Below are 19,025 nucleotides of genomic sequence, written 5' to 3'. Positions count from 1 at the left end.
CGGCAAGCCGGGGCATAGAGAAAGAATTGCGCAAGCGCAATTCGGATTCCCGCGTAAACGCGGGAATGAATTCCGTAAACGGAATTCTAAAAGAAGCTTCTTCGCGCAAGCGAAGAAGGGGATTCCCGCAAGCGGGAATCCGGGGCGTTCGCTGCGCTCCCGCCCTACGGCTTCGCCGGGCAGCGAGGAGTGAGGGTGCATCACGTCGTCACCTGTGTACGGTCTGGGATCCCAAGGCACTACCCCGTCCGAATTCCATGCCACATCACCCGCAGATAGTTGACGAACCGTCATAGCCCGTTCCTGCATACCCGACGGGCTCCGCTACGCTCCACCCCCTACCGTCACCTCACCAATACCCGACAGACTGCACCCCAGCCCACCAATGCGGCATGACGAAGCATCAACCCGACACGGGAACCAGTAGTGCCCAATATGCATCACGTAAAAAGGCTGTGTAGTAATTGGCTCAGCGTACGCCCTCCATCATCCCGGATAAAAATACCCCGCAGAATTCAGAATTGCGGGAGTCGAATACCTCGGGTGCAGAACAGGAACCCCGAATTCGAAAAGCCGGAATACAGCGAACGGAGGTACCGGAGTCGAACGGCCCCTAGGGCCGGACGGCGAAATCATCCACCGACAGCCGCGCCATATTTCGGTTTGTCCGTGACGGCGTCCCTTAGAAGGGTGCTCCGCGCATGGCGTATTGATCGTCTACCGATGCGCCCCTGATCGCCGTCTGCCGTCCATCCCCAACTCAGTCCGAGCCGTCAGGCTCACGGGGCTCAGCGCGGAGGCCCCGCCGACGCGCAACACACCCACTCACCCCGATCCCCGACGACGCCGCGCCACCCACGCCCGCACCCACCCTTTTTCTCTCATTCGGGCAGGGAGAGCGGCAGCAGAGGGGATGTCAGCTCCCCGACCATGGCCGAATGGGCTTCTGACCTCGGCCGACCGGAGGCCGGCGACCGGGCAGGGTCAGGAGATGGCGCAAGAGATAGTGCAGGAGTTTGCGCGTGGGGTGGTGCAACAGACCAAGACCAAAGTATTATGGAACATGTCGGAACGAGTGGCCCCCTACCGACACCGCCGAACGTTCGTCAACAGAAAGGCAGCAGCGTGGAAATCGTCATCACCGCAGGCAAGGTGACTTCCGGCGCGGACGAGATCACGACCCCTCAGGCTCAGAAGGCCCGCCGGATCGCAAATTTCCTCCCGCGTCCGGAACTGCTCAGGGACGCCGTCATCGAGCACAACCAGGACGACAACACCACGTCGATTCGGTTCGAGACCACGGCCGGTCCCATTCGCATTCTTCTGCCGATCGCTGAGGGATTCGAGTTCCACATCATCCACGACAGCGACACCGGGCCCCGTATCCTCGGAACGTTCCGAGGCGCATCCCTTCCGGTCCGTTCCGTCGCATTCCGCATCAGTGAATTTCTGCGGACGCGCGGACTGAAGTAGGAGGCAATGCCCGGGGGTCCGGTCCACCAGGCCCTCCGGGCAACCCCAGCACCTACACCAACCGGAGGGAAAGTCACTGTGAGCATGACGAGCATTGAGCCCGGCCGCCGCGCCGTTCCGGCGACCGAGGGCGAGCGAGAGCAGATGGAGGCAGCTTTCCGGGCCGCCCTGGAGCAGCTCCCCGAGAGCAGCGGTTTCCCGCGCGACGTGCGCGAGTTGGCCCGGCCCCTGTTCGAGTCGGGTTGGATCTCTGGCGTACGGACCGGTCACACCGGGCCCGCGCTGGCCGACGTGCCGTTGCCGCCCCACACGTTCGGTACGGCCCTGGCCAACCTGTCCGTCGCCCTGCACGCGAACAGCGGCCCCAGCATCGGGCAGTTGGTCAGCTACCACGGGTCGCAAGAGTGCTGCCACGGCCGCTACTGGGTGACGCGCATTGAGCGCGAACTGGACCGCCGAGGACGTGAGTCGGTGCTCTACCGGCTCAGCGAGTACAGGAACGGCGCGTTCGTCACCTCGCTGACTGGAGTCCACACGTGGAGCGTCACGGCCTTGCCGCAGCACTGGCAGCGGTAGGCCCGCCCCGTTCCGCAGGAACCACAGGAAGGAGAGCACAGCCCATGTCCAAGGGTTACTGCACGAACAAGGAGCCTGCTTCCGGCAGCGTGCGCAGACTGAACGGCGCGCGTCTGGGAGGCAAGTTCCTCAAGCTGCACGGCCGCCGTGTCGGTGACTGCACGTGTGGCCGCACCATCACGGTGACCGACGCGGGCAACCTCATGCGGCACAAGCCGCCGCAGTCGTAACCGCAGGTCAACAGCCCGGCCCCGGGGGTGGGGCGCATCGGAGATTTAATCGGTTGCCCCACCTCCAGCAATAGGTATTATGGAACTAGTTCGGGAGGGTTGGCCCCCTGCCGGACCCGCCGAAAGTTCGTCACCAGAAGGGAAGCCCAAGTGGCTCACGAGATCGAGCAGTTCACCGACGGCACCGCCGCTTTCGCGTCCGCCACCACGAGCGCCTGGCACAGACTCGGCACCGTCACCGACGGCGCGATGACCGCCGAGGAGGCCATGCGCATCGCGTCTCTGTCCGGCTGGAACGTGCGTCTCCTGCCCCTCACCGCGACCGAGATCACGCCCGACGGAGTCGCGCCGCTGGAGGTCCCGCAGCACTTCGCGACCGCCCGCACGCACCCCAAGAGCGGCCGCACGCAGACGCTCGGAGTGGTGGGCAGCGACTACCACGCAGTTCAGAACGAGGAGCACGCCGAGTTCCTCAACCTGCTGGCCGACGAGTCCGGGGCGCACTTCGAGACCGCCGGATCGCTCAAGGACGGCCGTCAGGTGTTCCTGACCATGAAGATGCCGCAGACCCTCACGATCGGCCGTGACGACGACGTAGACCTGTACATCGCAGCGTTCAACAGCCACGACGGAGGCAGCGCGTTCCGGATCGTCGTGACACCGGTCCGGGTGGTGTGCGCCAACACCATGCGCGCGGCCATCCACGGGGCACGGTCCTCGTTCGTGGTGAGGCACACCGCCGGAGCCAAGGCCCGTATCGCGCAGGCCCGTTCCGCCCTCGGTCTGACGTTCCGGTACGCCGAGGAGTTCGAGCAGGCCGCACAGCGCATGATCGAAGCCGAGATGACGCTCAGTGAGCTCAAGTCGGTGGTCGACGAGCTGTGGCCGATCAAGGACAGCGACCACGCCCGCGCCAAGACCAACCAGCGGCAGCGGTGGGGGGCGATCTCGAATCTGTTCGAGCACGCCGACACCCAGGCCGGTATCCGGGGCACGCGGTGGGCCGGTTACAACGCGCTCACCGAGTACGCCAACCACGTCGCCCCGGCCCGGGGCACGAACGACGCCGACAAGGCGGGATCCCGCGCCGAACGCGTGATCAGCGGAGCGGCGAACGACCTGATGGAGAAGGCATTCGCCCTCACCACGGTCTGACCCCCTGACCGCCGGGTGGGCACCCGCACTCCCCCACGGGTGCCCGCCCGGCCCCCGCAGGCCCGCAGAGGCCGCCCCGCCCGAGCGCGGAGCGCTCACCCCACCTCAGGGGAGCGCACCCCGCCGGCCCCTGCCGCGTAGCGGCAGCGCGTCGCGTCTGCGGAGCAGCCCGCGCGCCAAAACGACGTCCGCCCCTTCCTGCGCCCAGGCCGCGTCGGCGGCTATCCCTGCGCACACCGCCCCGCCCACCGCCCCTCGGAAGGCCATTCATGAGCATCCCCAAGTGGACGATCAAAGGCACCGTTGACGACTGCGACGAATGCGGCTGCTGCGGCCGCCGCGGACTCAAGCGCACGGTCGCGCTGATGCCGCTGGACGCCGAGGGAAACGAGGACGGCTCCGTTGTCTACTACGGCACCTCGTGCGCCGCTACCGCGCTGAGCTGGACCCAGGGGAAGGTGACCGACACCGCCCGCGCCGCCCAGGCCAAACGGGACCAGCGCGATGACTTCGCCCGCCGGATGCTCAGCATCTACGCCCCGGTGGAGTTCGCCCCCGTACGCGACAAGGCCCGCGTCTACTACGGCCGCAACCAGAGCCAGCGGGATACGGGCGTGAAGGCGACCGAGGAAGTGGCGAAGCTGCTGGCCGAGGCCCGCGCCACGCTGGCCGACACCACGACAGGCCTGGCCCGCCCGTCGCGGATCGCGGACTTCCGCCGCTACGTCGTGATCTTCACCAGCGATGGCCAGATCTCCCTCGTACGGCCTGTGCCGGAGGAGGAGGCCGAGCGTCAGGAGCAGGCCGCCGCAGCTCAGCGCCGCGCCGAGCAGATCCGGGGCAGCGTCCTGGTCGTGGCTGCACTGGACGCCGAGTCCGCGCGCGATGTCGCGTACGCCGACGACCTGACCCGTGAGTGGAACGCGAAGGCCTGGCAGGCCGCCCATGCCTGAGACCGCCCCCGCGCCCAGGCTGTTCATCGGTAGCCGCGTCACCTACCACGGCAGCATCGCCGAGATGCACGACCGCCCCCTGTACCTCCTGCCGTGCACGTGGTTCGGGCACTGCGGCGCCTGCTGGGAGCAGGACGACGAGTTCGGCAAGGAGCACCCTGGGGAGCGGGAGCACTTCCTGGCGGTCGACCTCACCACAGACCGCCGTTTGCACCACGTCCGCCGAGCGCACCTGGCCCCGGTCCCGCACGCGTGGCCCAAGGACGCCGTTGCCTTCAACATCAACGGCTACTGGTACGCCGCCGCCTGCACCACGGCAGGCGGAAGCGGCCGGGTCCGGACGGTGCACTTCTACACCGCCGAGGACTTCATGGGGCGCACCTGGTGCCGCTTCCGGGAGCCCGCGCCCGGCATTCGCCGCCTGGACGAGCAGGGCCGCGGCCGCCCCGTCATCTGACCAGTGCCCGCGCGCCACAGCGCGCGGGCACTCCGCGATATCTGCGCATGCCAAGCATCATCAAGCGAAGGGTCCTCGCACCGATGAAGATCAGCCGCGAAGTGCACCTGCGCCACATCCTGACGAGCGATATATCCCTGCCCATGACCGCCGAGCTGCGCTATGACACCGCCGATCCCTACGCCGTGCGCGCCACCTTCCACACCGGAGCGGAGGAAGCCGTCGCGTGGGTGTTCGCCCGCGACCTTCTCGCCGAAGGCCTGCACCGGCCCACCGGTACCGGCGACGTCCGCGTCTGGCCGGCCCGGAGCTCTGAACTGGGCACCGTGAGTATCGTGCTGAGCACTCCAGAGGGAGAAGCACTCCTCGAAGCCCCCGTGCGGGCCCTGGAATCCTTCCTGAAGCAAACGCACGCAGCCGTACCACCCGGCACGGAGCATCAGTACTTCGATCTCGATGCCGAACTCGCGCGCATCCTCGCGGAGAGCTGATACAGCCCGACCAAGACGTCGAGACCGTCTCGGGAACGCGCCCCGCGCCGTGTATCGGCCGGACCACCACCGTGCAAGCCGCCGTACAGCCCTGGGCAAGCAGCTCAACGCCGCCCCGCGCCTACCCCGCTCCGTTCCTGCTGGAGCCGTCCGTCACCGGCTGAGGCCTCCGCCCTGCCCCGGCGGGGCCGGGTCGCCCGCCCACTCCCCTTTCCCGTACCGCCCCGTGAGGAGACACTCTGTGATCACCTTTGCCACTCCGTCTGGTCCCGTCCGTGCCGTCCCGTCCCAGGCAGACGCTGCCGGAGCCGTGCGCTACCTGCTCACCGGTGCCGCCAGCGGCACCGTCCACGTGACCGCGACCAGCAGCCCCGCCCGGTGGGACCGGTTCGACGCCGTCCGGGCCACCCTTGGATCCGCCAGCGCGTGGGAGTGGCCCGCCGAGCCGCTGGTCCGCATCCGCGGCCGCGCCTACTAGGGCAACACGGTCCGCGTGCTCGCACACTCCTCCGACGTGCCCTGGGGATGGCTGGAACGCGACCTGACCGATACCGACGACCGGCCCGCGCCCCCGCAGGCCAGCCAGACGCTGACTGCCATCCTGCGCGCATGCGCCGGCCACTACGCCGCGCGCAGCGACTTCCCCAGCCTCCAGCACGCGGCCCGCCGCCACGACGCCCCGCAGCTGCTGAAGTGGCTGGACGCGATGATCTCGCACGCCGAACGGGCGCAGGCCCGCTGGCTGGAGGAGGCCGAGACCCACCGGGTCCAGGCCGCCCGCAGTCTGGCCGCCTGGTGGACGCTGACCCGCTGGTTCACCGCTCGTCCGCACCCGGTGCTCGCGCTGCTGCTGGTTGCGGACCGCGAGAGCCTGGCCCACCGAGCCGAGTACCTGCCGAAGTGGGCCGAGATCAGCACGCGCGCAGCCGAGGACGAGAGCCGCCGTCTGAGGCTCTTCCGGTCGGAGTACGAGGGGTTGGCCCGGCCCGCCGCGCCGGAGAGCCGGGACCGCCCGTACTTCGTGGTCGGTCAGTGGAAAGGCGGCGGCGACGTCGACATCTGGCACGTGGAGGAGGCCCCCGCCGATCCAGGGGAAATGTACGACCTGTGCGAGCAGCACACAGTGGACGCCGAAGACGCGTTCGGCAGCGTCGAGATTGTCTACGCCGCCAGCCCGGAGGCAGCAGCCGAGCAGGCCCGCCAGGAAGCGCGCGAGACCAGCGAACGCATCCACCGCGAGCTCACCCGCCCGTAGGCCGATACGGCCGTTTCCCGGGGTGGCCTACCGCCAGACCGCCCCGGCCCCCACCCCGATCACAAGGAGAGCCAACCCGTGCCAACGTTCGCCCACGCCACCCCGGAACGCTGCGCCCAGCTCGGCCGCGCCCTCACCGCCGCCGGCCTTGGCTGGAGCGACAACGGCCGCCAGGACGACCCGCAGTTCCTCACCTACACCGTGACCGACCCGCACGGCCGCACGTGGCGGATCAGCCCCGCCACCAACTTCCAGATCTCCCCGTCCAGTCCGGGGCAGATCTGGCAGGCCAGCTGCGCGGCACTGACGACGAGGACCCCGGTCCTGTCCGCCCGCCTGGTCGCGGAGCGCATCAAGGACGTCCCGGCATGAGCAGCCCGCCCCCGTTCAGGCCCGAGGACTTCGAGGAGCGCTGCGAGACCTGCAACGCCCCGCCCGGACAGCTCTGCCACACCTGGTGCGACACCGGATACACCGCCGAGGACGCCCGCGCCGACGCCGAGCGCCACGCCACCCGACGCGACGCCAAGCCCCCTGCGCCGTAGGCGCGCCGCCCCGACTCCCCCACCCACCCCACATCCTCGAAGGAGACCCGCCATGGAACTGTCCACCCCCGCCGGCCTTGAGGCCCTCGCACGAGCAGTTGCCGAGCAGCTCGGCGCCGACCACACCGAGCAGGACGGCGACAGCGGCCGGGTGCGTGTCGTCTACGCCGACGGCCGCGCCCTGGAACTCACCCCCGACCGCCCCCGGACCCGGATCACCGTCACCGCGGTTCTGCCCGAGCAGGCCACCGCGCACGGCATCGAGGTGAAGGCGATCACGGTCACCGCCCTGCCCCGCCCGCGCCCCAGCGAGAGCCAGGCCAAGGCCACCGCGCGGCACACGGCCAGCCACATCCGTCAGCGACTGCTGCCCGCGCACACCGCCGCTCTGGCCGAGCTGCGCGAGCGCACCGCCCCCCAGGCGGCCACGTTCCAGCGTGCCGAATCCGCCCTTGCCGGATTCCTCGACCGCCCCCGCGGTGGGGTGGCGATCTCCGAGCAGCCGGTGCGCCGCCCGCTGGGACTGACCGCCCGGTGCGCCGTCGCCTGGTGGCACACGCTCGACGGCCCCTCTCGCGCCGTGGCACCGTTCATGGGCGACGCCCTGCGCCGGGCCGGGCTGGCGACGACGGAGCCGCACGGCAGCGGCTACGTGTTCTTCGCCGAGCCCCCGGCCGAACTGTCCGGCACCCGGTTCCGGATCGCCCACGCCGCCGGGGGCGCAGGGTGGGACCTGGTCGACGGGTTCACCGGCGCGTGCGTGCGGACGTACGACGACCGGGAATGGGCCCAGGGGGTCGCCGAGAGCGCGAACGGCGAGGAGGACGCCGCCCGGCGCGCCGTCGTCGCGTCCATGGACCTGCCGGGACTGTCGGCAGACTTGATCGAGGACCAGCAATTCCGCGCCCTGGCGGTGGAGTTGGCAGCCGCCGGACACATGCCCTACGGCCTGGCCGACGTCGACTACACGCAGACGCCGGGATTCCACATCTATCCCAGCGCAGAGCCGGGCAGGGCCAAGGTGGCGCGGCTGCTGGAGCCCTGGGGCGCGATCCGGCCCGGTGCCCGCTTCGAGGCGCCCGAGCGTGAAGTCGAGCGCTACGACGAGGACATGGAGGCCTACGCGCGGCTCCTGGCCAGGCCCGGTCGGGTGGTGGCCGTCATGCTGGATGGCATCCAGGTCACGTACAACGACCCGCCGGCCAGGCCCTGATCTGCGGGTTGCGGGGTGGGGCAGCGCTGAGAAATTCGGTTGCCTCGTCCCACGAATGCAGTATTATGGAACATGCCACACCGATTCGCCCGCCGCTCACATGGAGGACGGCGGAAGCAGACTCCGCCGAGGAGGCAGAACGTGACCGGTTCGCAGACGCTCGACCCCAACGCAGACGAAGAGGTTGCGACGGCCCCACTCGCCCGGCTGCGCGCAGCCGGTATCCGCTGCCTGACCTGGCGCGACAGTGCTGGCACATACATCCGCGTTCCGCTCGCCGACGGCACGGAGGTCACCTTCAGCGGCACCGCCGCCGACCAGGGCGACAGGCCGGGCCATGACGTCAGCACCCACCACCCGATCCGGGAGCACGACAGCTGGCAGGCATCCCTGAACGACGCCGACGGCGGCTGTGACGTGCTCTACGACTCCCTCGCACGGGGCCTCCCGTACGAGGAGGACACCGTCGCGCTGGTCGCCGCCATCCTCGCCTGTGCCCGCGAGCACGGCGGTTCCGACCTCACCAGCGACCTCGACGACTGACCGGTCCAGCTACGTCGCGAGCGCCCCGAGCTGCGCTTTTGACGGTGGGGCAGCGCCGAGAAATCCGGTTGCCTCACCTCATAAATTCAGCATTATGGAACATGTCGAGAGAGTGGCTCTCTTCCGGCACCGCTGAACGTCCGTCAACCCAGCACAAGGAGGCCAGACATGGCCACAGCCACCACCGCCGGCCAGACCGCCGAACCCGTCCCCGTCGACACCGACGAGGACAACCTGACCGCCGTCCTGCTCGACCCGGACACGATCGTGCGCGACGAGTTCAACGCCCGCGAGCACGACACCGAGCCCGACGCCGACCTGATCAACTCCGTCAAGGCCGTCGGCGTCCAGGACCCGGTCAGCGTCCGCCCCCGCCCTGACGGCACGTACGGCGCATTCAAGGGCTGGCGGCGCACCCAGGCCGCGCAGATCGCCAACGCCACCGCCGAGGCGGAAGGCCACGCCAAGCGTCAGATCAAGGCGTACGTCCGCGCCGACCTGGTCGGCCGGGACGCCTGGACACAGTTCCTGTCCCTGATCGAGAACCACCAGCGCCAGGGCATGTCCCCCAAGGACACCCTGAAGGCCGCCGAACTGTCGCTGATCGGGATGGACGAGGTCGAGCAGACGACGGCCGCGCGCGCCCTGGGCCTCAAGCACGGCACAGGCAAGCGGCTCGGCCGGGCCCAGCAGCTCGACGACGCCACCCTGCGCCGGGCCTCCGCCGGAGGCATGGACCTCGAACAGATCGCCCAGCTCGCCGAGGTCGAGGACGTGCCCCGCGCCCAGGACCGCCTTCTCACGGCGCTGGCCCGCGACGAGTCGGAGGAGGGCGGCGGGCGCGGCCACTGGGACCAGGAACTCGCGCTGCTCAAGGCCGAACAGGACGACCGCACCGCCCGCAAGGAGGCCGTCACGGCCCTGGAGGAGGCGGACATCCCCCTGCTGCCCACGCGACTCTCGTACGGGGAGAAGGACACCGCTCACCCGCTGCCGGAACTGACCACGCCGCTGGGCAGGTCGCTGGACGAGGACAACCACAAAGGATGCCCCGGCCACAGCGCCCGGCTCGACGACGAGAACCAGCCCCTCTGGTACTGCGCCGACCCGGCCGAGTACGGCCACAAGGTGCGCCCGAAGCCGAAGCCGACCAAGACGGACGAGGACGAGGAGAAGGCCGCCGAGCGGACCCGCACCACCGCGTGCAACCGGGCCTGGAAGGCCGCCGCCGGTCCCCGCAAGGAGTTCGTCACCCGGCTGGTGCGCAGCAGCAAGGCCCTGCCGGAGGACGCCTGGCGGTTCGCCCTCGGGGTGCTGCTGGACCTTCCCCCCTTCTACGGCAAGTGGGCGCAGCGGCAGGAGGCCGAGGACGTGGCCCGCTTTCTGGGCGTGAAGCTCCCCGAGAGCCCGTTCGAGCGGGCGCGGCTGTCGGATCTGGTCACCCTGTCCAAGGCCCGCACGGCGCATGTGCTGTTCGCGCACGTCGCCGCCTCCTTCGAGCGCGACATGCGCGAGCCGAAGGGCTTCAACGACGCCCGCATGCAGGTCCGGTTCCTGTGGGCGGACCCCACCCCCCAGCAGGCCGCCTACCTGCTGCTCCTGGAGAAGCTCGGCCAGGACGACAAGGGCAGCTACCGGCTGTCCGAGGTCGAGGAACAGGCCGTCGCCGCACACCGGGGCGACGACGCCGAAGGCGAACCCGCCGCCTGACCCGCCAGGCCTCACACGCACGACACGGCCGGGCACCGAAGGTGCCCGGCCGCCCCACCACACTTCGGTCACCGACACGGAGCCCGCCATGCCCGGCTCCGGCCCTGCCGTAGAGCCTGAAGCGGCCGCGACAGCTGCGATTGGGGACGCCGTCCGGCGGTACGGCGCAGTACACGGGCCGGTGCGGGATGAGCCCGGTAAAAGTCCCCAGGGCGTGGGGAGGGTGGCCGGCCCCGCGTGACTGGGGAATACACCCGGGGACGGCCGGGCCTCAGGCCCTAGTGGTGGTTGAACAGCCTTTCGACCAGGCTCCACAACGCACGCGCTGTGAGTGCGATACCTAGTCGTTGCGCTGCCTCACGCGCCCATCCCTTTCGGGGTGGAGCGCTATCGATTGCCACCAATGTGCCCACCTCACCTCTTCTTGTTGGGCCGGGGTCCCGGTACTTCTGACTCCGGGATCCCCCAGTGGACACCGGGCACCAGATACCCCGGCCCAGCCCACTGGTGAGGTCGGCAACCACACCCTACGAACGGCCCTCCCAAAGATGCAGGGCGCGCAGATGGTGCACGAGCGCACCAGACCGGCACCTTCTCTCACACGCCCCGGCAGTACCGCCAGTGCCTCATATGGGATGCCGGGACAGCTGCGAATGAGGTCCTCATGGACGGAACAGGCAGCCTCACTCGTTCACCTCTGCCTCTGATCACTGGCACTGCCAGAACGTTCGTCGTCTCGAGGAGCAGCCCATGAATGGAGTGACCAGCGCTGTCGTCCGCGGCCGCGTGTACGGAGCCGTATGCCTGCGCTACACCGTCCGTGGCACACCTGCCGCCCGGTTCACCTTGATCCAGGTTTCCCGTGAGTACAACCGCACCCGAGGCACGTGGCACGACGGAGAACCGGTCCCGTTCATCTGCACCGTCACCGGCCCTCTCGCCCGCCACGTCGCCGAATGCCTGACCGACGCCGTGCACGTGATCGCCACCGGAAACCTGGCACTGCGCAACAGCACTCTCTACCTCGACTCCGCCCAGGTCGGCATCGATCTCGCCCACCACGTCACCTACACCGACGACACCCTCCCCGCCGTCCTGGCCGGACGTACCTTCGTCCCCGCCCCGCCCTCGCGCACGACGGCAGCACTCATACCACCGCCCGCGCATTGCGCCGAACCGGCACAGTCCGGTTCGGCGGCCCGCTCTGCCGGTCCGCCAGCTGCCGCGCCGGCCAGGGAGTGGTGGCGCTCCGCGCCGCGCACACCGTGAAGAAGCCAGTACGCGCTCAACCCCGCCGGCCTCTCGCCGCGCCTTGAGCCAGTCCGTGCACAGGCCATGAGATGCCAGGCCGCATTTGCCCGAACAGCCAAGGAGTCCTCATGAACAGCCGCACCATCACCGTGCCCACCCTCGACCACGGCCCTGTCACGCTCACCTGCCCGCTCTGGTGCGCCGGTCACGACAGCGCCGCCCAGCACCGCACGGACATCAGCCACACCGGCCCCGATCAACCGCTCAGCCTGCCCACCGCCCGCGGTCCAGTAACCCACCTCATCACCGCCCTGGAACAGCGGCCTTTCACTCCCGACCCGCTCGCCAAACACCCCTACCTCAACGTCTGCATCAACGGCGACTGGTATCCCTGCGACCCCACCGCACTCCACGCCATGGCCGACGTTCTCACCGCCCACGCCTACACCCTGCATGCACGAGCAGCCCACCTCCGCACGCTGCACACCCGCAACGAGCAGCCCTAACAACCCCCCACAAGCCCATCACATCCCGCTGCAGCAGCAGGGCGATGCGGGAGGCATCCCGCATCGCCCTGCTGCTGCCTTCCCAAAACACGGCCCCGAAGGGTGGCACCGCAAACACCGTCCGGCCTCCGGCTTGCCGATCTCACACGTGGGGTAGGCACCGGCACATCGGGCTTCATCGCCACGCATCTCAGAAAGGGGTGCCGGTGATCAGCGATGCACAGAACTCCAGAGATCCCCCACCGACGGCACACCGATCCGCCTGCAACCCGCGCAACATACGGGACTTCGAAACTGCCGTGACCGGCTGGCGAGGGGAGTGTGCGCCTCAGGCCACCCCCAAGCATGAGGCGCGCACTGAATCCAGCCGCCACGCACGTTCTCGAAAGGCCCAGCATGGAAGCTGCCGGTTGGGTGGCAGCCGCAGTGGCCGGGGTCGCCGGATGCGTATCCCTCCTGGGATACATCTTCAACCAGGTACCTGCGCTGTCACAGAAGGCGATCAAAGCCGTCCGCTCAGTTCGCGCTCTGCGCGACGAACTGAAACGGACCCGCAAGGAGTGAAACCATCGCCGTACCGGCTCCTCAAAGCCGGTACGGCGATACACACACGCAGAACACGCATACTGTTCGCCTTCTGCCCCCGCATCGGCGCCCCTGGGCAGCAAGCCCTACAGCAGACGCCGGAGAAGACCATGGACCCGAACCCCACCGCCCTGCTCCTTGACCTCACAGCCCGCGCCCGAGGAATCAGCGACCACGACATGCTGCACCGCCTCCTAGCCACGGGCCACCGCGCCTGGTGCGAAGGCGTCGCCGACGTGCGAACCGCCGTCGAACGACAGACCGAAAGACCGTGCGACCTGCAGCTCGCCGAGCAATGCGCCGCTGCCGGCAGCCCCTGGGAACACGGGACGCCGCGCAGCGAGGCTGTGGCCCTCCTCGCATTCGCAGTCTGGGACGCCTCCCCCGCAGCCATGGCCTACGCCGAACTCGAAGAACGCGCCGCAGCCCACGGCGTCTGCCTCCTGCCCGAGCAGCCCCGTTAGGACCCGCCCGCCGCGATCCGCTGGACACCCCGAATCATGATCGGCATTATCGAACCTGTCGCCGTCCGAGAGCGGCACAGATACGCTGACCGGTCACAAAAAAGGGGATGCCATGCCCGACGCCGAGCGGCTGGTAGACACCGCGCAAATCATTGAAGAATTCGGCACCAGCAAGCCCCGCATCAGTGACTGGAGCAACAACCCCAAAAGCGGCTTCCCCGCAGTCGCGCACACCGAAGGTCGCAAACGGTTCTGGCGGCACGACGAAGTCGCAGCGTTCTTCGCCGAGCGCACCCCGAAGAAGCGCACGCTCCCGGCCGCGGTACTCGACGCTGACCAGGACGAACTGCTGACCAAGCGAGAAGTGGCCCAACTCCTCGGCTACACCCGTACCTCCACCATCGACGCGTACTTCCGCGACCGGCCCGGGTACTTCCCCGAGCCTGACGAAGACATCGACGGCCCGATGTGGCGCCGTGGCACGATCGTCACCTGGGCCGGCAACCGTCCCGGCAAAGGCCGACGCAGCTCCGCCCCGGCCACCGCGCTCCCCCCGGTGCCAGCCGACGGGGACCCCGACGAACTGCTCGGCACCACCGAAGTCGCGAGCCTATTCGGCTACAGCAGCGCCGCCTCCTTCTCCAGTGCCCTCTACCAAGGACGCATCCCCGAACTGCCCGAACCCGACGTCCTGGAGAAGGAAGCGGGCAGCCGCGGCCGGGCACGGAAGAAGTGGCGCCGGGCCACCGCCGTCACCGCCGCCCGACAACGCGGCGTCCTGCCGGCTGCCGATCAAGACCAGAACGAGGACCTGATCGGCGCCGCAGAGGCAGCCCAGATCCTCGGATACAAGGACGCCGACAGCTTCATCAGCGCACTCGGACACGGACTCCTGCCCGACCTCGAGCAACCCGACGGCTACGAATACCGCCGCGGCAGCGCCGGCCGGCCACGCCAGCAGCGCTGGAACCGCACCCGCATCGAGGAACTGGCCGCCCGCCGCTCCTCGACGCCCTGACTGAAAGGCCGAACCGCCCCGCAAGCGCGATACCGTAAGACCGCGGCCTCTGGTTTAAGGGATCGACGAACTCCCGGCGGACCAGACGCCGCACGATGGCCGGCACGGAGAGGCCAGCCACCACTCCGCCGTGAAGCCGCACGGCTTCACGGCACCGGCCATCGCCAGTTTCCCGAACAGCCCACGCACACCGCCGGCCCAAGCCGATCCCCACGCCCCGGAGCGATCATGACCGGCGAAAACCGTCACCGAGTCCCCGTTGGACGAGGTCACGGTGAGGGAAAAGTCGCCAGTCCGCGGCGCGGCGGGGGGCGCTGCTGCAGCTCAACGCCACAGCCCCGGCCAGGCACCGGAAGACAGCGGTAGCGTCCCACTCGCACAGCGCCGTGTGCTTGGCCGCGGGCTTGGGGATCGTCCAGTCGAGCCCCTCCGCGGTCTCGGCGAGGGCAGTCTCGCCGGTTCCGTCCCGCCCTGACATGTGGGGCCTTTCTCCTCCCGTCGTTTCCTCTGCCTCCGGAAGCTGCTCATACCTCGTCAGTGGCATCCCGCCCGGGCCTAAGCGGGCTCCGGATGCTTCCTGCTGAGGTCCGTCGCAGTGGAGATCGCGACGTCCACGCGCTCCAACCCCTGTTCGTCAGCACGGCCTTCACCTTTCAGACGCGCGTGGAGTCACCAGGAGTTCCCGAATGCCTCATGCGTGACCCCACGCATCACATGGGCTGGCGGTGCGCTCTTGATCGAGGGCCGGGTCGCTGCGGTCACGAGGACGAGACGGCAGCGCCTCTTGGCACTCCTGGGTCTCGTCCTGTCCGAAACCCGGTCCTCGATCCGCTGGCTCCGATAGCCGGCCGCGGGCCAGGCCGCCCCGCCACTCCTTTCCAGGCAGCGATCGAGATCGTCGCCGAGTACGACACCCGCTCGAGATGGCTGAGCTCCGCAGGCCGATTGCGCACCGTTCGTGGTCTGCGCAACACCCCGACCACAAGCCTGACCACGGCCTTTGTGTCCCCATCGTGACCATGGTTGGGGCGTCGTGGTCGGTGGCCGGGTCGGGGGCGGCAGGTTTCCTCAGAGGCAGCAACACCCCGTTCCGACCTGGGAGTTCGACCGTGTCTCCCGTCAAGAAGGGACACCAGTGACCGCTACCGCCGCCTCGTATACTCCCAGGCCCGACGAGCCGCTGCCCCATCAGCTTCTGTCCGCGCTCGCCCAGCACCGGATGGCCACCACCGGCCAACTCCACGGTCTGCTCCGGCCGAACGTCGCGCGCCAGACCGTCTCCACCCCACTGAACAAGCTGCGGCAGAAGGGCCTCGTCGACTACACGGTGCTGCCCCAGTCCAACCGCACCCGCGCCTGGTATCTCACGGGCGAGGGCGCCCGCCTGACGCGGGACTTCCCAGCGCTGCGGGGCCGCCCTCCGTATCCGATCAACTCCGCAACGGCCGCCTCGCTGAAGACGCCGCACACCCTCACCGTCGTGCGCACCCACCTGGCCTTTGCCGCAGACGCCCGCCGGCTGGGGCACGAGCACGGCCCGTGGGACTGGACTCCTGAGGTGGCTCACCCCATCGGTGAAGGCGAACGGCTCGTGGCCGACGCCGTCATGCACTACACCGCCGTCGACAGCGAACACCGACGCAAGCTGCGCGCGTTCGTCGAAGTCGACCGCACCACCATGAGCAGCGAGCGCCTCGCCGTGAAGCTGATCGAGTACGCCCGGCTGTTCCAGTACGAAGCCCAGCCCATCGGCCGCCGCAGACCAGCCTCCACAGGCCCCGCCTGGCTCCGCTGGTATCCGGTCTTCCCCCGCGTACTCTTCGTCCTCACCGGCGCCACCCGAGCCAGACTGGAAGACAGGGCCAGAGACCTCCAGGCGATGGTCGCCCAACACCCGCTCGTCGCAGCCCTCTCCCGCGAAGTCCAACTGGGAGCCGCCATCCTGGAAGACCTCGAGCACCACGGCCCCAGCAGGTCAGCGTGGGTACCACTGACTGGGGGCGAGCCCCGCCCATGGACCGCCCTGTGACCTCCTCGCGCAAGCAAGCGGCAACAGTCTCGGCCCACGCCGACGTCTGTGACCGGCAGGCTCCACCTACACGGGCGCAGTGCCGGATGACCAGCACCGAACAGATGCACCTGCTAATCACCCCGCAGGTGCAGATCGAGCAGACCAGGCCACGGCTGGCCAAACTCCGTACCGAGGGCCTGGTCAAGCGCATCACCCTGCCTCAGGCGGGGCGCAGCCGGCTGTGGTTCGCCACCGCGTACGGGGTGCAGGTCGCCGCGGGGTGACCGGAGCTGCGCGGCCGACGGCCGCCGAGGCTGGTACCGGATCCGGTCGCAGCGCGACTGTGGACGAGCCACACCCTGACCGTCACCGAGACGGGACTGCAGTTCCCGCTGGACGCACGCCGCCGCGGGGAGGTGTGTCGGCCGCTGGACTTCCTCCCGGAAGTCCACCACCCCATCGGAGGCGGCGAAGCCGTCATCCCAGACGCGCTGATCTACTACCAGCGCGGCGGCCAGGACGGGGATGACCGGTCGATGCTGCGGACGTTCCTCGATGCCGACCGGGCGACCAGGGGCCCCGAACGCCTCGCAGCCACACTCCGCACCTACACGACTCCACCAGCACGTGCCGACGCCCGTCGGCCGACGCCGCACGGCGGAGCCGGTCCACGGAAGCGAGGAGGGGTGGCGGCGGCACTACCCGCTCTTTCCCCCCGGCTGCTGTTCGTCCTGGCCGGCACCGGCTCCGCCGGCATCGACAACCGTATCCGTGCGCTCCACGCGGCAGATGTGGACCTCGCGGTCGCCCGCTTCCTGCGGGAAGTGACCCTGCTCGCCGCACCCATGACCGACCTCCTCCAGCACGAACCCGCCGCGGCCGTGTGGCGCCCGATAAGGATCCGGAGCGCCGGGTCGGCTGGATGGACCCGCTGGCGCCGTAGACGGGTGCGCAGCGGGCGGTTGCGCAGTCGTTCGTGGTCTGCGCAATGCCCCGACCCCAGGCCCGACCACGGCTTCGGCACTCCAACCACAGGCCCAACCATCGCAGGTCACAGCATTGCGCGGGCTATTGCGCAGAGCAAGGACACCAGTACGCCGCCACCGCCGCGCCGACTGCGCAGAGGGCCAACTGGGCACGGCCACCGCTCACCGCCCGGGTCCTGCGCAGTCGGCGGCATGGGCGATTGCGCAGCCATTCCGCTCGAGGTCTCGCACGACGAGGCAGCCGTCTGGTCAAGGGCTGCTGACAGGGGACCAGGTTCCTGGTGTGGCGGAGTATTCGGAGACGCTGGAGAGGTCCGCGCTGACGCTGTAGAGGCGGTCGTCCGTCGCAGCGAGGGAACCGGGTGAGTCACCGACGGCCGTCCAGCTCTTTTTGGACTGGTCGTACTCCTGGAGCTTCCCGCCGCTGGTGTCGGTGGCGTAGAGGGTGGTGGGGCTGGTGAAGATCCGGTCGGTGGCGCCGCGCACCTGATGCCAGACGCCTGGTGTGCCGCCGTATTCGAAGGTGCCCTGGTGGTCGGGGCCGATACCGTAGAGGTGGCTGGCGGTCGCCGCGAAGGAGCTTCCCGGGCCACCGATGACGGTCCAGGTCTTCTTGGATCAGTCGTGGTGGCAGCAGACGGCGCCCACACGCGCCCCGGGGACCCGGCGCTCCGTCTCGACGGACTCACCGTCGACGGCGGCCGCGTCGGGGCCCCGGGGCGCGTGTGGCTCCAGCGGGGCAGCCCTCTAGGGTGCGGGCCATGGAAATCGTCACCCCTCCTGCGGCCTGACGCCGACGAGGGCATCAAAGCTCGTGAGAGCTTCGCATCGATCGTCGCCGAGACGCTCGGCCTGGCCGCTGTGGCCGCGGAGCCCCCGCGACAGAGCATCTGGAGGGTCACGTCCAGAGCAAGGGGGCTGGGCTGGAAATGCTCATGTCGTCCGACCGCAGTATTCAGGTGACGGGCTCCCCGGACCTCTCGGACAGAACCCGCCCGAAGCTGATGCCCGACAGCCAAGCACATCCTGCTACGGGGTTCGGGAACGCAGGGCTCCGGCCCTGTCGCCTCGGCATGACAGGGTTGCGCCGCTCACGCAGCCACCACCCTCTCGGGCTGCCCCTCACCAGCACGGTGACTCAATGGAGAACAGCCCGCGCCGGCGGTGGCTGGGTCTGGTCACCGCCAGGCGTGGTCACCTGCGCGCCGTCCGCAGACTCTGTTGCTGTGATCAGGGGGTGAGGTCCAGTACGCGGACCGGTTCACCTGCCCACCGGTGCGGGGCCGTGGTCGCGATGATCGCGCCGTCCGGACGGTCCGGGGTCGGCTGCGCCGCGTACTGGCTGTGCGCCGCGGCCCAGGTCTCCTGCCGCGCGACGGCCAGGGCGGCAGCCAGGTCCAGATCGAGGACAGTGATGGCGGGAAGGGAAGCCAGGTGCTCGGCCGTGCCGGGCCGGGCACGATCGGCTTCCACTAACGCGCACGCCGGGGCATACAGGAACCAGCCCGATTCGGCGTGGGCGCGGTGGATCAGACGGGAAGCAAGGACGTTGCCCTGGCCAGCTGCGGCCATCGCGGTGTCGTCCAGGACGATGTGCATGGCG

Annotated in this window: 22 protein-coding genes and 1 pseudogene; 21 read left to right on the top strand and 2 right to left on the bottom strand. The window is 69.3% G+C overall.

The features are described 5' to 3' along the window. Positions 1–1,125: 1,125 nt before the first annotated feature. From ABT070_RS38245 to ABT070_RS38145, 21 genes and pseudogenes are all read left to right on the top strand, one after another. On the top strand, positions 1,126–1,473 hold the full coding sequence (locus ABT070_RS38245; RefSeq protein WP_351767518.1) for a hypothetical protein: 348 nt from the start codon (positions 1,126–1,128) through the stop codon (positions 1,471–1,473). A gap of 84 nt (positions 1,474–1,557) precedes the next feature. Further along, the gene (locus ABT070_RS38240) at positions 1,558–2,049 is read left to right on the top strand and encodes a hypothetical protein (RefSeq protein WP_351767517.1); all 492 of its coding nucleotides are present in this window, start codon (positions 1,558–1,560) and stop codon (positions 2,047–2,049) included. A 44-nt stretch (positions 2,050–2,093) separates the two neighbouring features. After that, positions 2,094–2,279: a hypothetical protein gene (locus tag ABT070_RS38235; RefSeq protein ID WP_351767516.1), complete on the top strand. Its 186-nt coding sequence runs from the start codon at positions 2,094–2,096 to the stop codon at positions 2,277–2,279. 150 nt (positions 2,280–2,429) lie between these two features. Further along, positions 2,430–3,434: a DUF932 domain-containing protein gene (locus ABT070_RS38230; protein WP_351767515.1), complete on the top strand. Its 1,005-nt coding sequence runs from the start codon at positions 2,430–2,432 to the stop codon at positions 3,432–3,434. A gap of 269 nt (positions 3,435–3,703) precedes the next feature. Then, positions 3,704–4,387 (top strand): hypothetical protein, encoded by a 684-nt coding sequence (locus tag ABT070_RS38225; RefSeq protein ID WP_351767514.1) that lies wholly within the window; start codon positions 3,704–3,706, stop codon positions 4,385–4,387. Then, positions 4,380–4,844 (top strand): hypothetical protein, encoded by a 465-nt coding sequence (locus ABT070_RS38220; protein ID WP_351767513.1) that lies wholly within the window; start codon positions 4,380–4,382, stop codon positions 4,842–4,844. The genes ABT070_RS38225 and ABT070_RS38220 overlap by 8 nt, the downstream gene beginning before the upstream one ends. 47 nt (positions 4,845–4,891) lie before the next feature. Next, positions 4,892–5,335, top strand: a complete 444-nt coding sequence (locus tag ABT070_RS38215) for an SsgA family sporulation/cell division regulator (protein WP_351767512.1) — start codon at positions 4,892–4,894, stop codon at positions 5,333–5,335. Positions 5,336–5,645: 310 nt separating this feature from the next. Beyond that, positions 5,646–5,813: a hypothetical protein gene (locus ABT070_RS38210; protein ID WP_351767511.1), complete on the top strand. Its 168-nt coding sequence runs from the start codon at positions 5,646–5,648 to the stop codon at positions 5,811–5,813. Between the two features lie 15 nt (positions 5,814–5,828). After that, the gene (locus ABT070_RS38205) at positions 5,829–6,590 is read left to right on the top strand and encodes a hypothetical protein (protein WP_351767510.1); all 762 of its coding nucleotides are present in this window, start codon (positions 5,829–5,831) and stop codon (positions 6,588–6,590) included. Positions 6,591–6,668: 78 nt separating this feature from the next. Continuing rightward, positions 6,669–6,962, top strand: coding sequence for a hypothetical protein (locus ABT070_RS38200; protein ID WP_351767509.1), 294 nt, complete (start codon positions 6,669–6,671; stop codon positions 6,960–6,962). After that, positions 6,959–7,135, top strand: coding sequence for a hypothetical protein (locus tag ABT070_RS38195; RefSeq protein ID WP_351767508.1), 177 nt, complete (start codon positions 6,959–6,961; stop codon positions 7,133–7,135). The genes ABT070_RS38200 and ABT070_RS38195 overlap by 4 nt, the downstream gene beginning before the upstream one ends. Positions 7,136–7,187: 52 nt before the next feature. After that, the gene (locus ABT070_RS38190) at positions 7,188–8,348 is read left to right on the top strand and encodes a hypothetical protein (RefSeq protein ID WP_351767507.1); all 1,161 of its coding nucleotides are present in this window, start codon (positions 7,188–7,190) and stop codon (positions 8,346–8,348) included. Positions 8,349–8,489: 141 nt separating this feature from the next. Next, complete coding sequence (locus tag ABT070_RS38185) at positions 8,490–8,891, top strand: hypothetical protein (protein WP_351767506.1); 402 nt, start codon at positions 8,490–8,492, stop codon at positions 8,889–8,891. A gap of 168 nt (positions 8,892–9,059) precedes the next feature. After that, positions 9,060–10,601 (top strand): ParB/RepB/Spo0J family partition protein, encoded by a 1,542-nt coding sequence (locus tag ABT070_RS38180; RefSeq protein ID WP_351767505.1) that lies wholly within the window; start codon positions 9,060–9,062, stop codon positions 10,599–10,601. A 750-nt stretch (positions 10,602–11,351) separates the two neighbouring features. Then, positions 11,352–11,870: a single stranded DNA-binding domain-containing protein gene (locus ABT070_RS38175; RefSeq protein ID WP_351767504.1), complete on the top strand. Its 519-nt coding sequence runs from the start codon at positions 11,352–11,354 to the stop codon at positions 11,868–11,870. 110 nt (positions 11,871–11,980) lie between these two features. Beyond that, positions 11,981–12,358, top strand: coding sequence for a DUF6907 domain-containing protein (locus ABT070_RS38170; protein ID WP_351767503.1), 378 nt, complete (start codon positions 11,981–11,983; stop codon positions 12,356–12,358). 695 nt (positions 12,359–13,053) lie between these two features. Further along, positions 13,054–13,407 carry a hypothetical protein gene (locus tag ABT070_RS38165; protein WP_351767502.1) on the top strand — a complete coding sequence of 118 codons (354 nt, stop codon included), beginning with the start codon at positions 13,054–13,056 and terminating at the stop codon, positions 13,405–13,407. Between the two features lie 112 nt (positions 13,408–13,519). Further along, the gene (locus ABT070_RS38160) at positions 13,520–14,425 is read left to right on the top strand and encodes a hypothetical protein (RefSeq protein WP_351767501.1); all 906 of its coding nucleotides are present in this window, start codon (positions 13,520–13,522) and stop codon (positions 14,423–14,425) included. Positions 14,426–15,560: 1,135 nt separating this feature from the next. Next, complete coding sequence (locus ABT070_RS38155; protein ID WP_351767500.1) at positions 15,561–16,454, top strand: replication-relaxation family protein; 894 nt, start codon at positions 15,561–15,563, stop codon at positions 16,452–16,454. Between the two features lie 86 nt (positions 16,455–16,540). Beyond that, positions 16,541–16,720, top strand: a complete 180-nt coding sequence (locus tag ABT070_RS38150; protein WP_351767499.1) for a hypothetical protein — start codon at positions 16,541–16,543, stop codon at positions 16,718–16,720. 6 nt (positions 16,721–16,726) lie between these two features. After that, positions 16,727–16,990, top strand: a pseudogene (locus ABT070_RS38145) (replication-relaxation family protein); the annotation flags it as partial. Positions 16,991–17,671: 681 nt separating this feature from the next. Here the strand turns inward: ABT070_RS38145 and ABT070_RS38140 are convergent. After that, positions 17,672–17,908 (bottom strand): NHL repeat-containing protein, encoded by a 237-nt coding sequence (locus ABT070_RS38140; RefSeq protein ID WP_351767498.1) that lies wholly within the window; start codon positions 17,906–17,908, stop codon positions 17,672–17,674. A gap of 744 nt (positions 17,909–18,652) precedes the next feature. After that, complete coding sequence (locus ABT070_RS38135) at positions 18,653–19,021, bottom strand: PIN domain-containing protein (protein ID WP_351767520.1); 369 nt, start codon at positions 19,019–19,021, stop codon at positions 18,653–18,655. Between the last annotated feature and the right edge of the window lie 4 nt (positions 19,022–19,025).

This window comes from Streptomyces sp. NPDC002884, assembly GCF_040295245.1.
In the GTDB taxonomy this organism is placed as follows: domain Bacteria; phylum Actinomycetota; class Actinomycetes; order Streptomycetales; family Streptomycetaceae; genus Streptomyces.
The sequence above is the reverse complement of the archived record's forward strand: the minus strand, read 5'-3'. Positions and strand labels throughout refer to the sequence as shown.

Bases quoted from the DNA above. Each gene is read 5' to 3' on its own strand.
- ABT070_RS38190 (WP_351767507.1), top strand. From the start codon at position 7,188: ATGGAACTGTCCACCCCCGCCGGCCTTGAGGCCCTCGCACGAGCAGTT.
- ABT070_RS38180 (WP_351767505.1), top strand. From the start codon at position 9,060: ATGGCCACAGCCACCACCGCCGGCCAGACCGCCGAACCCGTCCCCGTC.
- ABT070_RS38235 (WP_351767516.1), top strand. From the start codon at position 2,094: ATGTCCAAGGGTTACTGCACGAACAAGGAGCCTGCTTCCGGCAGCGTG.
- ABT070_RS38175 (WP_351767504.1), top strand. From the start codon at position 11,352: ATGAATGGAGTGACCAGCGCTGTCGTCCGCGGCCGCGTGTACGGAGCC.
- ABT070_RS38225 (WP_351767514.1), top strand. From the start codon at position 3,704: ATGAGCATCCCCAAGTGGACGATCAAAGGCACCGTTGACGACTGCGAC.
- ABT070_RS38160 (WP_351767501.1), top strand. From the start codon at position 13,520: ATGCCCGACGCCGAGCGGCTGGTAGACACCGCGCAAATCATTGAAGAA.
- ABT070_RS38135 (WP_351767520.1), bottom strand. From the start codon at position 19,021: ATGCACATCGTCCTGGACGACACCGCGATGGCCGCAGCTGGCCAGGGC.
- ABT070_RS38220 (WP_351767513.1), top strand. From the start codon at position 4,380: ATGCCTGAGACCGCCCCCGCGCCCAGGCTGTTCATCGGTAGCCGCGTC.
- ABT070_RS38165 (WP_351767502.1), top strand. From the start codon at position 13,054: ATGGACCCGAACCCCACCGCCCTGCTCCTTGACCTCACAGCCCGCGCC.
- ABT070_RS38195 (WP_351767508.1), top strand. From the start codon at position 6,959: ATGAGCAGCCCGCCCCCGTTCAGGCCCGAGGACTTCGAGGAGCGCTGC.
- ABT070_RS38240 (WP_351767517.1), top strand. From the start codon at position 1,558: ATGACGAGCATTGAGCCCGGCCGCCGCGCCGTTCCGGCGACCGAGGGC.
- ABT070_RS38150 (WP_351767499.1), top strand. From the start codon at position 16,541: ATGACCAGCACCGAACAGATGCACCTGCTAATCACCCCGCAGGTGCAG.
- ABT070_RS38215 (WP_351767512.1), top strand. From the start codon at position 4,892: ATGCCAAGCATCATCAAGCGAAGGGTCCTCGCACCGATGAAGATCAGC.
- ABT070_RS38170 (WP_351767503.1), top strand. From the start codon at position 11,981: ATGAACAGCCGCACCATCACCGTGCCCACCCTCGACCACGGCCCTGTC.